Source organism: Nocardioides sp., from assembly GCF_035547795.1.
Classification (GTDB): domain Bacteria; phylum Actinomycetota; class Actinomycetes; order Propionibacteriales; family Nocardioidaceae; genus Nocardioides.
The window spans coordinates 1-18,194 of the sequence record NZ_DASZUF010000008.1 but is presented as its reverse complement, the minus strand read 5'-3'; the positions used below and the strand labels follow the sequence as shown (position 1 = coordinate 18,194).

Here is an 18,194-nt window from a genome sequence, read left to right as displayed (position 1 = left end):
AGGGGCGCGAGTGTGCCCCTATGCCTACACGCCCACGACCTACCCCGGACGAACCACCGTCGGCGGCGGGCTCAGGCCGGGCGGGCGCCCAGCGTCAGCAGTACCGGCTCGGGCGCGGGCTCCGGCTCGCCCGGAGCGCCGGCGGCGAAGTAGTCGAGCCGCTTCTGCAGCGCGCGGCGTACGGCGCGGTCACCGGTCGTCATCTTCCACAGCACGCCCAGCTGCTCGGGCAGGTTGCGCCAGGTGGTGGTGGCCAGCCAGTTGTTCGGCAGCGAGAGCCGCACGACCTTGTGCCACGCGGAGTAGACCTGCGGCACGAGCGGGCGGCTGCAGTAGTTCAGGTTGTACTTCTCGAACAGCGCGCGAACCCGCGGCGCGACCTCGGCGTACCGGTTGGAGGGCAGGTCCGGCCACAGGTGGTGCTCGATCTGGTGCGACAGGTTGCCGGTCATGATGTGCATCAGCCTGGAGCCGGAGATGTTGGCCGAGCCGAGCATCTGGCGCAGGTACCACTCGCCGCGGGTCTCGTTCGGGTCGATCGCGGCCTTCTCGTAGGTCTCCACACCCTCGGGGAAGTGGCCGCACATGATCACGCTGTGCGACCAGACGTTGCGCACCACGTTCGCGGTGAGGTTGGCGGCCAGCGTGGTCAGGAACGACGGCCCGCTCAGCAGCGGGTGGACCAGGTAGTCCTTGGTGGCCTGCTTGCGGACCTTCCTCAGCGTCTTACGGAGGCTGTCCTTGAAGTTCGCCGGGCGCTTCTCCTTCGGCAGCCGCAGGTTGCGGCCGAGCTCGAGGTCGTAGGCGGCGATGCCGTACTCGAAGACGAGCATGTTGACGAAGTTGATCAGCGGCTGGACCAGGCAGCCGGGAGTCCAGCGCTGGTCCTCGTCGACGCGCATGATGCCGTAGCCGAGGTCGTTGTCCTTGCCGATGATGTTCGTGTAGGTGTGGTGCACCTCGTTGTGGCTGTGCTTCCAGCCCTCGGCCGTGCTCGCGCTGTCCCACTCCCAGACCGTGGAGTGGATCTTCGGGTCACGCATCCAGTCCCACTGGCCGTGCAGGATGTTGTGGCCGATCTCCATGTTGTCCAGGATCTTGGCCACGGACAGGCCCGCCGTGCCGACGACCCAGGCGGGTGGGAACAGGCTGGCCAGCAGCACCGCACGGCTGCCCAGCTCGAGGTAGCGCTGGGTCTTGATCATCCGGCGGATGTACGCCGCGTCCGCCTCTCCGCGAGAGTCGATGACCTCCTGGCGGATCGCGTCCAGCTCGCGCCCGATCGCCTCGATGTCCTCGGGCGTCAGGTGGGCGACCGGGTTCTCGGCCTTCTTGGTCATGGCTGTCATGGGTGGTTCCTCAGTGCTCGATCGTGCAGGCGCCGGCGGCGGCGCTGATGCAGGTCTGAATGGGGAGGCCGCCGACCGGCGTCTCCCCGGGGACGGCGATGGTCAGCTCGCCGTTGCGCAGGTCGCGCACCGCGCCCTCCTTCAGCGGGAGGACACAGCTCATGCAGATGCCCATCCGGCAGCCGCTGGGCATCAGGACGCCGGCCTCCTCGGCGGCGTCCAGGATCGGGGTGGCGCCGTCGGCCTCGATCTGCCGGCCGGCGATGCCGATGGTGCCGCCCTCGCCGGTGACGACGGTCGAGACCCGGAACTGCTCGGTGAACAGCCGCAATCCCAGCGCTTCGTGGTGGGCCTCGAGAGCGTCGAGCAGGCCGTGCGGACCGCAGGCGTACGTCGTTCGCTCGGCCAGGTCGGGCACCAGCTCGGCCAGCGTCTCGACCTCGAACCGGCCGTGCACGTCGTCGTACCGCGGAACGAGGTTGATGGCGCCCGAGTCGTGCAGCTCCTGGAGGTTGCGCCGGAAGATCGTCTGCGGCTCGCTGGGCGCGAGATGGACCACGGTGATGTCGAGGCCCTTGCCCAGGCCGAGCACACCGGAGTCGGTGACCGGGAAGAGATTGCGCAGCATCCCGATGACAGGCGTGATGCCGGAGCCGGCGGTGACGAAGAGCAGTTTGCGATGGGTGTGGTCGAGCACGAACTCGCCCGCGGCCTGCTCCAGGTGGACGAGCGTGCCGGCCTTGGCCTGGTGGACCAGGTAGCTGCTGACCACGCCACCGGGCACCGCCTTGACGGTGATGGAGATGTGTCGGTCACGGCGGGGACCGTGGGTGAGCGAGTAGGCGCGCCAGTGCCGGCGACCGTCGACGTCGATGCCGATCCGGACGTACTGCCCGGGGATGTGGCCGGCCCAGTCCTTGCCGGGCTTGAGCTCGATGGTGGCCGCGTCGGCGGTCTCGGCGTGGACCCGCACGATCCGGGCACGCAGGTCGGTGCCGCGGCGCAGCGGGTGGAACATGTCGAGTACGTCGCCGGGCTCCAGCGGGGTGAGCGCGGCCTCGGCGACCCGGTGCAGGCGCTCTCCGAGGGCTCGGCGCAGGCCGCCCTGGCGGGCGGCGCCGGTGCGAACGGCAGCGGTGGTCACGTCTCCAGGGTGCTAGACGATCCGTTTAAACTCCTGTGTGACGGACGTGAATGTCCGTAACTGTTTTGTTCGCAGGAGACAAAGATGGCCCGCTCCGCCCCGACGCTGCACCTGCCCCCCGAGATCGTCGCGCGACTGCGCGAGGTCCTGCCCCGGGTCGGCGAGGACGTCGTCGCCGCGGTGATCTCGGAGGTGCCGCCGTACCAGGATGCCTGGTCGGGACAGATGAGCGACACCATCCAGACCGCGGTGAAGGTCGCCCTGGGCGGCTTCCTCTCGGTCGCGTCCGGCGAGGGACCGGACGCGGCCCAGGCGGCCCCGCCGGCGGTGCAGGGCGCCTACGAGCTGGGCCGGGGCGAGGCGCGCAGCGGCCGGACCACCGAGGCGCTGCTGGCGGCGTACCGGATCGGCGCGCGGGTGGCCTGGCGCGAGCTGTCCACCACCGCCGTCGAGGCCGGTCTGCCGCCGCAGTCGCTGGTCGAGCTGGCCGGGCTGGTCTTCGCCTGGATCGACGAGGTGTCCGACGCCTCGGCCGCCGGCCATGCCGACGAGCTCGCCAGCGCGGGGCGGGTGCGCCAGCAGTTGCTCGACCGGCTCGGCCGGCTGCTGCTGCGCGGCGAGAGTCCCGAGGTGGTGGACGCCGCCGCGGAGCGGGCGGGCTGGACGAAGCCGGCCACGCTGACCGCGACGCTGGTGCCGGCCGCCCAGGTCGGCTCGGTGCTCGCGGTGGCGCCCCAGGCGACCCTCGTCCTCACCGACCTGGCCGATCTGGAGGACGTCACCCTGCTGCTGGTCCCGGACGTACACGATCGCCGTCGCCGTTCCCTGCTGCGGGCGGTGCAGGACCGGGGTGCCGTGGTCGGGCCGGCCAAGCCGTGGCGCGACGTCCAGGTGTCCTACGAACGGGCGCTGCGCGCGTGGCAGGCCGGCCTGGGGACCGACACCGATCTCGCCCTGGTGCCGCTGGTGCTCGACGCCGATCCACAGGCGCGGGCCGACCTGCGTGCCGCCGTCCTGGCGCCGCTGCAGGGGCTGCGCCCGGCCACCGTCGAGAAGCTCACCGAGACGCTCCGCTCCTGGCTGCTCCACCAGGGCCGCCGCGACGAGGTCGCTGCCGAGCTGTTCGTCCACCCCCAGACCGTCCGCTACCGGCTGGCCCAGCTCCGCGAGGTGTACGGCGAGCGGCTGGAGGACCCGGCCATGCTGCTGGCTCTGACCGTGGCGCTGGGATAGTCAGAGCCCCTGCCAGGCCGGCTTGCCCAGATAGACCTCGCGGTAGTGGTCGGCCCGGGCCAGGCCGGAGGCGGCGTCCGGGTCGAGCAGCACTGTCGCGTGGGGATGCAGTTGCAGCACCGAGGCCGGACAGGAGGCCGAGAGCGGCCCCTCGAGGGCGGCCGCGACCGCCCCGGCCTTGCCGACGCCGGTCGCCACCAGCAGCAGCTGGCGCGCCCGCAGGATGGTGCCCAGGCCCTGGGTGAGCACATGACGAGGCACCTCCTCGATCGAGCCGAAGAAGCGGGCGTTGTCGATCCGGGTCTGCTCGGTCAGCGTCTTGATCCGGGTCGCCGAGGCCAGCGAGGAGCCCGGCTCGTTGAACGCCAGGTGCCCGTCACTGCCGATGCCGAGCAGCTGTACGTCGACCCCGCCCAGGGACGCGATCAGCGCCTCGTACCGCTCCCCGGCGTCCGCCAGTCGATCCGGTGCGGCGTCCGGCCCGTGCACCCGCTCACGGGCGATGCCGAGGTCGTCGGTCACCTCGCGGCGGATGGTGGCCAGATAGCTCTGCTCGTGGCCGGCCGGCAGCCCGACGTACTCGTCGAGGTTGACGGTCGTGACCAGCTCATACGACGGCCCCGTGCCGGCGCGGTGCCGCGCCACCAGCTCGCGGTACGTCGGCAGCGGGGACGAGCCGGTGGCCAGGCCCAGCACGGCGGCCGGGTTGCGGCGTACCACCGCCTCGATCACGTCGGCGGCGAGAGCGGCGACCTCGGCCGCGGAGCCGAGCGGAACGATCTCCATCAGTGCGCTCCGGTCAGGTGCGTGCCGAGCAGCGCGGCGCCGAGGGCGGCGACCGGCACGTCGGCGGGGACGACCCGCACCCGACCGGCGAGGTCGAGCGCGGCGAGGAACGGCGAGGTCGCGGCCTGCTGCCGCAGCGCACCCTGCACCGCCGCGAGCAGCGGCTCACCGAGTGCGGCGACGCCGCCGCCGAGGATCACGGTGGCCGGGTCGACGGCCAGGCAGATCATCCGGATCGCGTCGGCGACCCCGCGCAGGAACGTATCCAGCACCCTCACCGCCGCCGGCGTCCCCGATGCCGCCGCGGCGAAGAGCGCCTGGGCCGCCGGAACCCCCTCGGAGGGCCAGGAGGCGGCGATCGCCGAGCCCGAGGCAATGGTCTCCAGGCAGCCGCGCTGTCCGCACTGGCACAGCGCGCCGGTCGGGTCGACCGGGATGTGGCCGATCTCGCCGGCCGCGCCGCGGGCGCCGCGCCGGATCCGACCGTCGAGCACCAGCCCAGCGGCCAGGCCGGTGCCGAGGCTGAGGTAGACCAGGTCGTCCACGCCGCTGAGGACGTGCGCGCCCAGGGTGGCCGCATTGAGGTCGTTGTCGACGGCGACGGAGAGGCCCAGCCGCTCGGCCAGCCGCTCGGCCAGCGGGAACGGCTCGCCGGCGAGGTCGAGGTTGACCGCGTGCGCGACCGAGCCGGTCGCCACGTCGACCAGGCCGGGGATGCCCACGCCGACCGGGCCGGTCAGCGGCTCGCCCGAGGCGGCCTGGAGCCGCTCTACGACGGTGGCGGCACTGCTCAGCACGCCGTCGGCGCCCGGCGAGGTCTCCTCGCGCACCTGCGCCAGGATCGCGCCCTGGCCGTCGACCACGACGCCCAGGATCTTCGTCGCCCCGATGTCGAGGCCCACGGTGGTGGTCACGAGACTCCTAGCACTCCCGAGAGGACGAGTACGGCGGCACCCATCAGACCGACGTCGTCGCCGAGGGTGGAGGTCCGGACCACCAGTCCGTCGGCGCTGACCGGCATGATCCGCTCCCGGATCGTCCGGCCCACGGCCTCGCGCAGCGCGCCGTCGAGCAGCTCGGTCGGCCCGGCCAGCACCAGCTCGTGCAGGTTGAGGGTGCCGACCACGGGCGCCAGGATGCCGCCGAGCACCGCACCCGCGTCGGCGAGGCGGCGTTCCGCCTCGGTCGCCGTCGTACCGACCATCCGCGCGCGGAGCCGAGGGGCGGCGAGCACCGTCTCCAGGCAGCCGCGTCGGCCGCAGGCACAGTCCGCGCCGTCCGGGTCGACCTGGACGTGGCCGATCTCCCCGGCGGCGTACCGGTGGCCCTGGACCAGCGCGCCCTCGACGATGAGCCCGGCACCAACACCGGCGCCGACCCGGATCAGCAGCAGGCCGGCCTCCTCGGCGTCGCCGAAGGTGTGCTCGCCGAGGACGGCGGTGTTGGCATCGTTGGCCACGAAGACCGGCAGCCCCAGCTCGCCGGAGAGCAGCCCCGCCAGGTCGAGGTCGCGCCAGCCGCGGTTGGGGGCGTCGATGACCACGCCCTCGGCGCTGACCACGCCGGGACTGCCGATGCCGACGCCGAGGACCGGCCGGTCGGTCGCCTTGCGCAGCAACCGCAGCAGCTCGCGCAGCAGCATCACGGCGTCGTTGCCGGTGCGCCCCTCCAGCGGCAGGTTCTCCCGGGCCTTGACCTCGCCGGCGAGGTTGAGCACCGCGCCGGCCATCCGGTCGTCCGGGAGCAGGTCGACGGTGAGGATGTGGGAGGCGTCGGGCACCAGGCCGACCAGGATCGGCGGCTTGCCGACCCGGCTGCCCACTGGCGCGCCGAGCTCGGTGACCAGGCCGTCCTCCAGCAGCCCGGCGACCAGGTCCGAGATCGTGACCCGAGTCAGCCCGCTGGTGCGCGCCAGGTCGGCGCGGGAGGCGGGCCCCTCCCGGAACAGGTGCTGGAGCACCAGCGCACGGTGGTGGCGGCGGGTGTCCTCGGCCATCAGCTTGCCGCGCGGACGCAGCGCCCGGCGGCCTCGCGGCTGCCCCTTGGCGCCGCTCACTTCACCGCTCCGGCCGTCAGGCCGCCGACGACGCGCCGCTCGATGAGCGCGAACAAGATGACCACGGGCACCGTCGCGATGACGGAGGCGGCGAACAGGTGGCCCCAGTCGATGGAGTACTGCCCGATGAAGTTGTTCACCGCGACCGTCAGCGGCATCTTGCTCGGCTCGCTGCCGAGGCTGAGCGTCAGCGCGACGAGGAACTCGTTCCACGCACTGATGAAGGTGAAGATCAGCGCGGTGACGATGCCGGGCGCCGCCAGCGGCAGCGTGATCCGGAACATCGCCCGCACTCGTGAGCAGCCGTCGACCATCGCCGCCTCCTCCAGCTCGACCGGGATCGAGGAGAAGAACGCGTTGAGGATCCAGACGGCGAAGGCCATGTTGAAGCCGGCGTCGATGAGGATCAGCGAGATCGTCGGCGAGGGCAGCTGGAAGTCGGTGAACTCCCGCTGCAGACCGACCAGCATCGCGGCCGGCTGGAACATCTGGGTGGCCAGCACCAACAGCAGGAACAGCGTGCGGCCACGGAACTTGCGCCGCGCGGTGTAGTACGCCGCCGGCAGCGCCACGATCAGCACCAGCAAGGTGGCGCCCGCGGCGATCTCCAGCGAGGTGGCGATGTTGCCGCCCAGGCCGCCGGAGGACCACAGCGTGGTGAAGTTCTTGAACGTGAAGTGCTGGGGGAAGTACGTCGGGTCGAGCAGCTCGTTCGCCGGCCGGCCGGCGACGAGCACCATCTCGACGTAGGGCAGCAGGAAGATGACGGCGACGGCGTACGCCGCGATGGTCACGGCGATGGTCTTGCCGGTGCGTCGCCGCGGCGGCCGGGCGGGCGGGACGAGCGCGGACGGGGTGGCAGTGGTCAGGGTGGTGCTCATGCGTCCACCTGCTCCTTCCACTTCGTGGTGGCGAGGTAGACGATCACGATCACGATGACCAGCGCGAAGTTGATCACCGACAGGGAGGCCGACTCGCCGACGTTGCCCTGCTTGATGGCGACCATGTACGTCGTGGTCGTCGAGGTCTGGTAGCCGGGGCCACCCTTGGTCATCTCCCAGATGATCGGGAACGAGTTGAACACGTTGATGATGTTGATCAGCGTGGCGACCAGGATCGCCGGCCGCAGCAGCGGCAGCGTCACGTGCCGGTAGGAGCGCCACGAGGTGGCGCCGTCGAGCGAGGCGGCCTCGTAGACGTCGCCGGGGATGCCCTGCAGGCCGCTGAGGATCGCGTAGGTGGAGAACGGCAGCGACACGAAGACCGCCACCAGCATCATCCAGAACATCGCCCAGTGCGGGTTGCCTAGCCAGTCGGCGTGGTTGGAGCCGAGCTTGACCAGGCCGAGGTCGTGTAGGAACACGTTGATCACGCCTGCGCTGCGGTCCAGCGCCCAGCGGAAGATCAGCGCGGTCATCATCACCGAGCAGGCCCACGGGATGATCAGCGCCCAACGCGCCACCCGGCGGCCCGGGAAGCGCTGGTTGAACAGCTGCGCCAGGGCCAGCGAGATCAGCATGGTGACCACCACGACGCCCACGGTCCACACCAGGGTGCGCAGCAGGACGCCGCTCAGATAGGGCTCGTGGAACAGCGTGCGGAAGTTGTCCAGGCCGTTGTAGCCGACGACGTACCCCTCGCCACCGATGCGCTGGAACGACGATTGGATCATCACGACCACCGGCCACAGCACGACCACCGCGATCAGTGCGATCGCCGGGCCGATCCACAGCAGCGGGGTCGCCGCTCGGCCGATGCTGCGCAACGGCGAGGTGCGGGAGGCCATCATCAGTCCTTACCTGTACGACGGGGCTTCGGGTGCCGGTGCCCGGCCGAGACGGAACGGCCGGGCACCGGGATGCTCTCAGCTGGCGCTGGTGGCAGTCTGCTGGAGCTGCCCGAGGACCTGCTTCGGGTCGCCGGTGACGGCGGTCCCGATGGTCTGCTGGATCTTCGTCTTGACGTTGGCCCAGCTGGTGTCGCTCGGGTACTGGATGGACTTCGGCAGCGCCGTCAGGAACGGCCCGAAGATCGGGTCGGACGCGAGCGCGTCGGCCGCGCTGGTCGTGGCCGGGAGCAGGTCGTACTCCTTGTCGAAGGCCAGCTGGTACTTGTCCTGGTAGGCGAAGTCGAGGAACTTCTTGATCTGCGCCTGGTGGCCGTTGGCGTTGAACGCCGCCACGTTGTCGCACACGCCCAGGGTGGTGTCGAGCGGGCCGTTCTGGCCGACGATCGGGACCGAGGCCCAGTCACTGTCCTGCAGCACACCGGCTTTCTGGATGATCGGGATCAGCGCCGGCGAGCCGTTGATCATGCCGACCTTGCCCTGGGCGAACTGCTGCCACAGGTCGGTGCGGTTGACGGTGCCCGGGTTGGGTTCGGTGTCGCCGGCCTTGACCAGGTTCTTGAGGAAGGTGAAGGCGGTGACGTTGGCAGCGGAGTCGATCGTGTACTTGCCGTCGGTCTGGTAGCCGCCACCGGCGCCGAGCATCCACAGCAGCGACTCGGCCTGGGCCTCCTCGGCGCCGAGCGGGAGGCCGAAGCCGGTCTCGCCCTTGGCCTTGATCTTGGCGGCGTCGGCCTGCAGGTCCGCCCAGGTCTTGGGCGCGGCGCTGATGCCGGCGTCGGCGAAGATCTTCTTGTTGTAGAACAGCGTGCGGCTCGAGGTGGTCCACGGCATGCCGTACTGCTCGCCGTTGTAGCTGCCCTGGTCCTTGAACGCAGGCAGCAGGTTGTCGGGCTTGCTCAGCACGTCGCTGGCCTTGTAGAGCAGGCCATCCTGGGCGTAGTTGGAGAAGTAGTCACCCTCGGTGATGTCGGGGAACTGCTTGTTCTGGACCATCGTCTGGACCTGCTGGTCGAAGTTGGTCCAGGGGATCGAGGTGACCTTGACCTTGATGTCCGGGTTGGCCTTCTCGAAGTCGTCGACGATGCCCTGCCAGAACTTGCTACTCGCGTTGTCCGGGCCGGTGCCGTAGTCGGCGACGACGAGCTTGAGCGTGTCACTGCCGCTGCCGCTGCTCGAGGAGCCGCCGCAACCGGTCAGCGCCAAGGCTGTCGCCGTGGCGAGCGCGATGGCGCCCGCGACACGGCCGGTGAGCTTGTGCTTCATCGGTCTTCCTTTTCCTGTGCCTTGTGTGTGTGCCCTCTCGCAGGGCGCCTGTCCCCGATAACCAGAGGTTTGTTAGTTCATCGGACTTACTAATTGGCTGTCAAGGCTTCCGGTGAAATTCATCACTCCGTTACCTGATCGGAACGTGTCCTCAGGACTCGCAGACGCGGCCGTCGGCGACGTCCAGCCGGCGGGTGGTGTGGACCGCGGCCAGCATGCGGCGGTCGTGGGTGACGAGCAGCAGCGTGCCGGGATAGGTCGCCAGGGCCTGCTCCAGTTGCTCGATCGCAGGCAGATCGAGGTGATTGGTCGGCTCGTCCAGCACCAGCAGGTTCACCCCACGCGCCTGAAGCAGGGCGAGCGCGGCGCGGGTGCGCTCGCCCGGACTGAGACTGCTCGCCGGGCGGACGACGTGGTCGGCCTTGAGGCTGTACTTGGCCAGCAAGGTCCGGATCTCCTCCGGAGCCAGGTCGGGGACATGGGTCGCGAACGCGTCCACCAGGGCGGTCTCCCGCTCGAAGAGCCGACGAGCCTGGTCGACCTCGCCGACCACGACGCCCGGGCCGAGGTAGGACTCCCCCACGTCCAGCGGGAGCCTGCCCAGGAACGCGGCGAGCAGGGTGGACTTGCCGGCACCGTTGGGACCGGTGATGGCGACCTTCTCCGCCCAGCCGATCTCCAGGTCGACCGGTCCGAGCACGAAGTCGCCGCGACGGAGGGTCGCGCCCCTGAGGGCTGCCGTGACCGCACCCGAGCGGGGCGCGGCGGCGATCTCCATCCGCAGCTCCCACTCCTTGCGCGGCTCCTCCACGGCGTTCCTCTCCAGCCGCTCGATCGCCTTCTCGGACTGGCGCACCTTGGCCGCCTGCTTCTCCGCGGAGTCGGCGGCGAAGTTCCTCACGAACTTGTCCCGCTCGGTGGCCTGCTTGCGCCGGGCGTTGCGCACCCCCTGCGTGGCCCAGCTGCGCTGGGTGATCATCCGGTCGCGCAGGCCGCCGAGCTTGCCGGCGTACTCCTCGTAGGCCTCGCGGGCGTGCCGTCGGGCGACCTCGCGCTCGCGCAGGTAGGCGTCGTAGCCGCCGCCGTAGAGGTTGACCTGGTGCTGGTGGAGGTCGAGCTCGAGCACCCGGTTGACGGTCCGGGCGAGGAACTCGCGGTCGTGGCTGACCACGATCACGCCGGCGCGCAGGCCCGTGACGAACCGCTCCAGCCGGTCCAGGCCGTCCAGGTCGAGGTCGTTGGTCGGCTCATCGAGCAGGAAGACGTCATAGCGGCTCAACAGCAGCGAGGCGAGGTTGGCCCGGGCCGCCTGCCCGCCGGACAGCGACGTCATGAGCGCGTCGAGGCCGACGGTCAGGCCCAGGTCGGCCACCACCTGCTCGGCGCGCTCCTCCAGGTCGGCGCCACCGAGCGCGAGCCAGCGCTCCAGCGCCTCGGCATAGCCGTCCGGGTCATCGTCGTAGCCCGCGGTGGCAGCGTCGTACCGCTGCTGTGCGGCCGCCACGCCGGTACGCCGGGCGAGGAAGTCGCGCACCGTCTCCCCGGGCCGGCGTTCGGTCTCCTGCGGCAGATAGCCGACCACGGCCGTCGGCGGAGTCAGGCTCACCTGCCCCTCCTCCGGGGCCAGTTCGCCGGCGAGGGTGCGCAGCAGCGTCGACTTGCCGGCACCGTTGGGACCGACCAGGCCGACCACGTCGCCGGGCGCGACCACCAGGTCGAGCGCGTCGAAGAGCGCCCTGGCGCCGTACCCCACCGCGAGATCCCGGACCTGCAGGGTGGCACTCATGGGTCAACGCTAGCGACGGATGCCACCGATTTTCGGGCCGGGCTGGTGGGGACGTAACACGCTGTCCGCTGCTGTAACACGCCGTCCACGTCACTAGCACGCCGATGCGTCGACCTTCTAGTGACGTGGACAGCGTGTTACAAGAGAGGGGGCCGGCCCAGGCAGCAGCACCGCCGAGCGCCGCTAGATTCCACCCCATGGCCAACCGACCGACCGCGCACGAGCTGATCGCCCACGTCCTCGACGAGGGATCGTGGGAGTCGTGGGACACGCCGCCGTCGTACGGGCCGATCAGCGCGGCGTACGAGGCCGACCTGGCCCGCGCCCGGGAGCGGTCCGGCGTCGACGAGGCGGTCATCACCGGGGCCGGCCGGATGCACGGCCAACGGGTGGCGGTGCTGGCCAGCGAGTTCCGGTTCCTGGCCGGCTCGATCGGCCGGGCGACCGCCGACCGGCTGGTGGCGGCGATCCAGCGGGCCACCGCGGAGCGGCTGCCGCTGCTGGCCGCGCCCGCGTCGGGTGGCACCCGGATGCAGGAGGGCACCCCGGCGTTCGTGCAGATGGTGCGCATCGGCGAGGCCGTCGCCGCGCACCGCGCCGCCGGCCTGCCGTATCTGGTCTACCTGCGTCACCCCACCACCGGCGGGGTGATGGCGTCGTGGGGCTCGCTCGGGCACGTCACCGTCGCCGAGCCGGGCGCGCTGCTCGGCTTCCTCGGGCCGCGGGTCTACGAGGTGCTGCACGGGAGGCCGTTCCCGGCCGGCGTGCAGCAGGCGGAGAACCTCTACGCGCACGGCATCATCGACGGCGTCGTGCCCCCGGAGGAGATCGCCGCCCTGCTCGCCCGGGTGCTGACCATCCTCACCGCCCGCCCGTCCCGGACACCTGACGTTCCGCACGCCGACACGCCGGATTCCGGTGCGGAAGGTCAGGTGCCCGACACCTGGGATGCCGTGACACGGTCGCGCCGAGCCGACCGGCCCGGAGTGCGGACGCTGCTGCGGATCGCGGCGGCCGACGTCGTGCCCCTCAACGGCACCGGACAGGGCGAGCGCGACCCCGGCGTGCTCACCGCGCTGGCGCGCTTCGGCGACGCACCGTGCGTGGTGATCGCGCAGGACCGCCGGGAGCAGGCCCACCAGCCGCTCGGACCGGAGGGGCTGCGCGAGGCCCAACGCGGGCTACGGCTGGCGGCCGAGCTCGGCCTGCCGGTGCTGAGCGTGATCGACACCCGCGGCGCCGCGCTCTCCCCCGAGGCCGAGAACGGCGGCCTGGCCGGCGAGATCGCTCGCTGCCTGTCCGCGCTGGTCACCGTCGACGCCCCGACGCTGTGCCTCATGCTCGGCGAGGGCAACGGCGGCGGCGCGCTGGCGTTCCTGCCAGCCGATCGGGTGGTCGCGGCGCGGCACGCCTGGCTCTCGCCGCTGCCGCCCGAGGGAGCCTCGGCGATCGTGTACGGCGACGGCGAGCATGCGGCCGAGCTTGCCACTCGGCAGCGCGTCCGCGCCGCGGACCTGGCCGCGATCGGGGTGGTCGACCGGATCGTCCCCGAACTGCCCGACGCCGCCGACGAGCCCGAAGCGTTCTGCCGGCGGGTCGGCGGCGTCCTCGAGGCCGAGTTGACCGCGCTGCTGGCGGCCGGGCCCGGGTCGCCTTCGACCCGGGCCGCCCGTTATGCCGCCGGCTAGTCAGAACAGCAGCGCCGTGGCCGGGTCCTCGAGGATGCTCGCCACGTCGGCCAGGAAGCGCGAGCCGGCCTCGCCGTCGACATGGCGGTGGTCGAAGCTCAGGCTGAGCGTGCAGACGTCGCGCGGCACCACCTTGTCGTCGACCACCCACGGCTTGCGCTTGATCGCGCCGAAGCACAGGATCGCCGACTCGCCGGGGTTGATGATCGGCGTGCCGGAGTCGACGCCGAAGGAGCCCACGTTGGTGATCGTGAACGTCCCGCCGGCGAGGTCGGCCGGCGGCGTCTTGCCGTCCCGGGCGACCGCGACCAGTCGGTCCAGCGCGGCGGCCAGGTCGGGCAGGGCGAGCGCGCCGGCGTCCTTGACGTTCGGGACGACCAGCCCGCGCGGAGTCGCGGCGGCGATGCCGAGGTTGACGTAGTCCTTGAAGACGACCTCCTGCGCCTCCTCGTCCCAGAACGAGTTGATGATCGGCGTGCGCCGCATCGCCAGCAGGCAGGCCCGGGCCAGCACCAGCAGCGGCCCGACGCGTACGTCGCGCAACTCCGGCCGCTGCTTGAGCCGCGCCACCAGCTCGGTGGTGCGGGTGACGTCGATGGTCACCCACTCGGTGACGTGCGGCGCGGTGAACGCCGAGCGCACCATCGCCTGACCCATCTGCTTGCGGACGCCCTTGATCGGCTCCCGTCGCTCGCGCTCACCGGGCACGCCGGCGGAGGCCGGCGCCTGCCGAGGCGCAGCGGCGAGGTCGGCGGTGGTGATCACCCCGTCCTCACGCGCGGGTACGACGGAGGACAGGTCGATGCCCTGCTCGCGGGCGGCGGCCCGTGCCGTCGGCTTGGCCAGGACGCGCGGACGACGGCTGACCGCCGCCTCCTTCGGGCCGGAGCCGACCAGCGTCATCGGCTGCTCGGGCTCGGTGATCTGCTCCACCGAGCCGGCGGCCGGCTCGGTGCTGGCGGACGGCACCTCGGCGACGGGCTCGGCCGACTCGGCCGACTCACCAGCCGCGGCGGCGGGAGTCTCGACCGGCGCCCCGTCCGCCGCGCCGGCATCGCCGATCCGGATGATCGGGGTACCGACCTCGACGGTCTCGCCCTCGGGCACCAGCAGCGCCTGGACGACGCCGGCGTAGGGCGACGGCAGCTCGACGACCGACTTGGCGGTCTCGATGTCGCAGACGATGTCGTTGATCTTCACCTCGTCGCCGACGGCGACGTGCCAGGTGACGATCTCCGCCTCGGTCAGGCCCTCGCCCACGTCGGGCAGCTTGAATTCGGCAGAGTTCACCACGCGAGGCTCCGATCCACGGCGTCGAGCAGGCGGTCCAGGTCGGGCAGGAAGTGCTCCTCCGCCCGGGCCGGCGGGTAGGGGGTGTCGAAACCGCCGACGCGCAGCACCGGCGACTCCAGGGAGTGGAAGCACTCCTCGGTGACCCTGGCGGCCACCTCCGCGGCGACGCCGAACGACACGTGGCCCTCGTGGACCACGACCAGCCGGCCGGTGCGGCGCACGGACTCGTAGACCGGCGCGAGGTCGAGCGGCGAGAGCGTGCGCAGGTCGATCACCTCCAGCGACCTGCCCTCCTCGGCCGCCGCACGCGCCGCCGCCAGCGACGTCTTCACGGTCGGGCCGTAGGCCACCACCGTGACGTCCGAGCCCGGGGCGACCACGCGCGAGGAGAACAGCGGCGCCGGCGGTACGGCGGGGTCGAGCGCCGCCTTGTCGGAGTGGTAGAGCCGCTTCGGCTCCAGGAAGATCACCGGATCCGGGGAGGCGATCGCCTGCTGGATCATCCAGTACCCGTCGATCGGGTTGGAGCAGGCCACCACCTTCAGGCCGGGCGTGTGACAGAACTGCGCCTCCGGCGACTCGCTGTGGTGCTCCACCGCGCCGATGCCGCCGCCGAAGGGGATCCGGATCACGATCGGCAGGCAGATCCTCCCGGCGGAGCGGAAGTGCATCTTGGCGACCTGGTTCACGATCTGGTCGTAGGCGGGGTAGACGAACCCGTCGAACTGGATCTCCACCACCGGCCGATAGCCGCGCAGGGCCAGGCCGACGGCGGTGCCGACGATGCCGGACTCGGCCAGCGGGGTGTCGACCACCCGGTCCTCGCCGAAGTCCTTCTGCAGCCCGTCGGTGATCCGGAAGACGCCGCCGAGTCGGCCGATGTCCTCGCCCATCAGGACGACCTTCGGGTCGTCCTCCATCGCCTTGCGCAGCCCCGCGTTGAGGGCCTTGGCCAGGGTGATCATGACGCCGCCCCCTCGAACGTGGCCAGGTAGTCGTCGTAGCCGTCGCGCTGGACCACCAGCTCGTCGGGGATCTCGGCGTACACGTTGTCGAAGAGCTGATGCGGCGTCGGCTCCGGGAGCGCCTGCACACCGGCCCGCAGCCGGGCGCCGAGCTCGTCGGCCTCGGCCGCGATGCCGTCGAAGAACGCCTGGTCGGCCAGGCCGCCGCGGCGCAGATAGGCCTCGACCCGAGCGAGCGGGTCGCGCAGCTTCCAGGTCTCCACCTCGTCGGAGAGCCGGTAGCGAGTCGGGTCGTCGGTGGTGGTGTGCGCACCCATCCGGTAGGTGTAGGCCTCGATCAGGGTCGGCCCGCCGCCCTCGCGGGCGCGCTGCAGGGCCGCCTGAGTGACGGCGTACGTCGCCAGGACGTCGTTGCCGTCCACCTGCACACCGGGGAACCCGAAGCCGGCGGCCCGCTGGTAGAGCGGGATCCGGGTCTGTCGCTCCAGCGGCTCGGAGATGGCGTACTGGTTGTTCTGGCAGAAGAAGACGACCGGCGCCTGGTACGACGCGGCGAACACGAACGACTCGTTCACGTCGCCCTGCGAGGTGGCGCCGTCGCCGAAGTGGGCGACCACGGCGGTGTCGCGGTCGGGGTCACCGGTGCCGACGGCGCCGTCGCGCTGCACGCCCATGGCGTAGCCGACCGCGTGCAGCGTCTGCGCGCCGATCACCAGGGTGTAGAGCCCGAAGCCGGTGGCGGCCGGATCCCACGAGCCGTAGCCGGTGCCGCGGAACAGGCCCAGCACGTCGAGCGGGTCGATGCCGCGGCACCAGGCGACGCCGTGCTCGCGGTAGGTCGGGAAGACGTGGTCCTGGCGGCGCAGCGCGCGGCCGGCGCCCACCTGGGCGGCCTCCTGGCCGAGCAGCTGGGCCCAGATGCCCAGCTCGCCGTGGCGCTGCAACGCTGTCGCCTCGACGTCGAGCCGGCGCACCAGCACCAGGTCACGGTAGAGGTCCCGGATGCTGCCGTCGTCCCCGTCGTAGTGGTACTCCGGATGTTCGACGCGCTCGCCCTCCGGGGTGAGCAACTGGATCATGGGGCGCGCTCCTTCGTCTGACGGTGCCGCGGGATCGCCGCGAGGCCGCTGCGGGGATCGCCGGGCCACCTCGTGCGGGGGTGGTGCACGTGTGACCCGGGTCACCAGATGGTGGGTCCAAGGTAGCGCGGCCCAGAAGTTACCCGCGAGTCGCCACGACACCCTCGATCGGCCGATCGGCGGAGCCGTCCCGGTCGTTGGTCCCGGTTTCGGCGATTCGCCGTACTTCTCCGGCTCCTTCGGGTCAGGATGCTCCGTCGTCCATCTCGGGAGAGAGCTTGTTCCAGGTAGTGCGGGCGGCCGTCGTGGCCGCCCTCGTCGTTTGTCTCGTCGCCGTGATCGCCGGATCCGCACCGGCCGCACCCGAGCTCCCCGGGCTGCAGGAGAAGGTCAGGGTCGTCGCCACCCGCCATGCCCAGCCCGTCGCGAAGCGCTCCTTCGCCGACCCGTCGGTGGTCGCGTACGGCGGGGGCTACCTGGCGGTCAGCACCGGCAAGCGGGCGCCGGGCGCCTACTCGCGCACGCCGGTCGGGCCGTGGCGGTCGACCGGGCCGCTGCTCCACCACCTGCCGCACTGGGTGTCCTCCCCCGAGATCTGGGCCGTCGACGTGGCCCACATCGGCAAACGCTGGGTGCTCTACTACGCCGCCCGGGTGCGGCGACTGGCACCCGGCGCGCGCTGCATCGGCGTCGCCGTCACGCGCAACCCGGCGCGCGGCTTCGACGCCCGCGGGCGCAAGCCGCTGGTCTGCCCGGCCGGCGCGAAGGCCCGCAAGGCCGGCGACCGGGTGCTCGGCCGGGCCCGGTCGCTGCCGCGCAGCGGCGTGATCGACCCGTCGGTGTTCACCCGCGGCAAGCACCACTTCCTGCTCTACCGCACCCAGGGCATGCCCGCCACGATCCGGCTGGTGCGACTGCGCCACCACGGGCTGCGGGCCGCCCACCACAGCCACCAGCTGCTGCGGGTGCCGCACATCGTGGAGAACCCGGTGCTGGTCCACCACGGGAAGCGGTTCGTGCTGTTCACCTCGCAGGGCTACTACGGCAGTTGCGGCTACCAGACCACCTGGCGCTCCTCGCGCCACCTGCTGCACGGCTGGCACACCCATGGCCACCGGCTACTCAACCGGCACAGCACCCGGCTGTGCGGCCCCGGCGGACTGGACGTGGCCTCGGGCCGGAAACTGGTCTTCTTCCACGGCTGGGTCTGCGGGCGCGGGCAGCGCTGCAGCCAGGGGCATCACGTGGACCTGCGACGTACGTCTCGGCGGACGCTGTACGCCGGGCTGCTGCACTGGCACCGGGGCCACCCGCACATCCGCTTCCTGCGCCGGGCGGGCCACGCCTGATCGGGCGCCGGGTCAGCGGTGGAGGTGGATCTTGCCCAGGTGGGTGACGCCGCCCGCGGTGACCACGATCGAGGTGGTGGAGTCCCACCTCAGCGCCGTGCTCGGGTGGAAGCGGCGGACCCTGACCTCGATCCGGTAGACGCCGGGCTCCAGGTAGAACTTGCGGAAGCGCCCGTTCGCATCGGTGGTGGCACGCCCGTCGTGGACGATGCCGCCCCGGTAGAAGTTGACGTGTCCTCGCCAGCCGCGAGCGGCGTGCGAGATCTCGATCGTGCCGACGACCGTGCCGCTGGGCGTGAGGGTGAGGTTCTCGGTCACCGTCGCCCCGTGGGCCGGGACGGTGACCGGCTCGCT

Annotated in this window: 16 protein-coding genes; 3 read left to right on the top strand and 13 right to left on the bottom strand. The window is 71.6% G+C overall.

The genetic code is table 11. The annotated features are described in order from the left end of the window. Window positions 1–71: 71 nt before the first annotated feature. Window positions 72–1,349 carry a fatty acid desaturase family protein gene (locus VHA72_RS00595; RefSeq protein ID WP_325572499.1) on the bottom strand — a complete coding sequence of 426 codons (1,278 nt, stop codon included), beginning with the start codon at window positions 1,347–1,349 and terminating at the stop codon, window positions 72–74. 10 nt (window positions 1,350–1,359) lie between these two features. Next, complete coding sequence (locus VHA72_RS00590; RefSeq protein WP_325572498.1) at window positions 1,360–2,493, bottom strand: ferredoxin reductase; 1,134 nt, start codon at window positions 2,491–2,493, stop codon at window positions 1,360–1,362. A gap of 84 nt (window positions 2,494–2,577) precedes the next feature. Here VHA72_RS00590 and VHA72_RS00585 point away from each other — a divergent pair, with 84 nt between their 5' ends. Then, window positions 2,578–3,726, top strand: coding sequence for a PucR family transcriptional regulator (locus tag VHA72_RS00585; RefSeq protein WP_325572497.1), 1,149 nt, complete (start codon window positions 2,578–2,580; stop codon window positions 3,724–3,726). On the opposite strand, the gene VHA72_RS00580 is transcribed toward VHA72_RS00585, so the two are convergent. The 7 genes from VHA72_RS00580 to VHA72_RS00550 all read right to left on the bottom strand — a co-directional run bounded on the left by VHA72_RS00580 (window position 3,727) and on the right by VHA72_RS00550 (window position 11,466). Next, complete coding sequence (locus VHA72_RS00580; protein WP_325572496.1) at window positions 3,727–4,512, bottom strand: glucosamine-6-phosphate deaminase; 786 nt, start codon at window positions 4,510–4,512, stop codon at window positions 3,727–3,729. It abuts the gene before it with no gap. Further along, on the bottom strand, window positions 4,512–5,426 hold the full coding sequence (locus tag VHA72_RS00575) for an ROK family protein (protein ID WP_325572495.1): 915 nt from the start codon (window positions 5,424–5,426) through the stop codon (window positions 4,512–4,514). Before VHA72_RS00575 ends, VHA72_RS00580 begins: the two co-directional genes overlap by 1 nt. Further along, the gene (locus VHA72_RS00570; RefSeq protein ID WP_325572494.1) at window positions 5,423–6,568 is read right to left on the bottom strand and encodes an ROK family transcriptional regulator; all 1,146 of its coding nucleotides are present in this window, start codon (window positions 6,566–6,568) and stop codon (window positions 5,423–5,425) included. Before VHA72_RS00570 ends, VHA72_RS00575 begins: the two co-directional genes overlap by 4 nt. Further along, window positions 6,565–7,449, bottom strand: coding sequence for a carbohydrate ABC transporter permease (locus VHA72_RS00565; RefSeq protein ID WP_325572493.1), 885 nt, complete (start codon window positions 7,447–7,449; stop codon window positions 6,565–6,567). Before VHA72_RS00565 ends, VHA72_RS00570 begins: the two co-directional genes overlap by 4 nt. Continuing rightward, window positions 7,446–8,354, bottom strand: a complete 909-nt coding sequence (locus VHA72_RS00560; RefSeq protein ID WP_325572492.1) for a carbohydrate ABC transporter permease — start codon at window positions 8,352–8,354, stop codon at window positions 7,446–7,448. Before VHA72_RS00560 ends, VHA72_RS00565 begins: the two co-directional genes overlap by 4 nt. A gap of 78 nt (window positions 8,355–8,432) precedes the next feature. Beyond that, on the bottom strand, window positions 8,433–9,680 hold the full coding sequence (locus VHA72_RS00555; RefSeq protein ID WP_325572491.1) for an extracellular solute-binding protein: 1,248 nt from the start codon (window positions 9,678–9,680) through the stop codon (window positions 8,433–8,435). A 151-nt stretch (window positions 9,681–9,831) separates the two neighbouring features. Further along, the gene (locus tag VHA72_RS00550; RefSeq protein ID WP_325572490.1) at window positions 9,832–11,466 is read right to left on the bottom strand and encodes an ABC-F family ATP-binding cassette domain-containing protein; all 1,635 of its coding nucleotides are present in this window, start codon (window positions 11,464–11,466) and stop codon (window positions 9,832–9,834) included. A gap of 197 nt (window positions 11,467–11,663) precedes the next feature. On the opposite strand from VHA72_RS00550, the gene VHA72_RS00545 reads away from it, so the two are divergent. Further along, entirely contained in the window at window positions 11,664–13,154 is a 1,491-nt protein-coding gene (locus VHA72_RS00545) for a carboxyl transferase domain-containing protein (RefSeq protein WP_325572489.1), read from the top strand. On the opposite strand, the gene VHA72_RS00540 is transcribed toward VHA72_RS00545, so the two are convergent. The 3 genes from VHA72_RS00540 to pdhA are packed head-to-tail and all read right to left on the bottom strand — an operon-like array spanning window position 13,155 to window position 16,491. After that, window positions 13,155–14,423, bottom strand: coding sequence for a 2-oxo acid dehydrogenase subunit E2 (locus VHA72_RS00540; protein WP_524538559.1), 1,269 nt, complete (start codon window positions 14,421–14,423; stop codon window positions 13,155–13,157). A gap of 17 nt (window positions 14,424–14,440) precedes the next feature. Next, window positions 14,441–15,412 carry an alpha-ketoacid dehydrogenase subunit beta gene (locus VHA72_RS00535; RefSeq protein WP_325572487.1) on the bottom strand — a complete coding sequence of 324 codons (972 nt, stop codon included), beginning with the start codon at window positions 15,410–15,412 and terminating at the stop codon, window positions 14,441–14,443. After that, window positions 15,409–16,491, bottom strand: coding sequence for a pyruvate dehydrogenase (acetyl-transferring) E1 component subunit alpha (gene pdhA, locus VHA72_RS00530; protein ID WP_325572486.1), 1,083 nt, complete (start codon window positions 16,489–16,491; stop codon window positions 15,409–15,411). The genes VHA72_RS00535 and pdhA overlap by 4 nt, the downstream gene beginning before the upstream one ends. A 305-nt stretch (window positions 16,492–16,796) precedes the next feature. Between pdhA and VHA72_RS00525 the strand changes: the two genes are divergently transcribed. Beyond that, window positions 16,797–17,840 carry a family 43 glycosylhydrolase gene (locus VHA72_RS00525; RefSeq protein ID WP_325572485.1) on the top strand — a complete coding sequence of 348 codons (1,044 nt, stop codon included), beginning with the start codon at window positions 16,797–16,799 and terminating at the stop codon, window positions 17,838–17,840. A 12-nt stretch (window positions 17,841–17,852) separates the two neighbouring features. Here VHA72_RS00525 and VHA72_RS00520 read toward each other — a convergent pair. Continuing rightward, window positions 17,853–18,194, bottom strand: a 342-nt coding sequence (locus VHA72_RS00520; RefSeq protein WP_325572484.1) for a carboxypeptidase-like regulatory domain-containing protein, incomplete at its 5' end; no start/stop codon positions are given.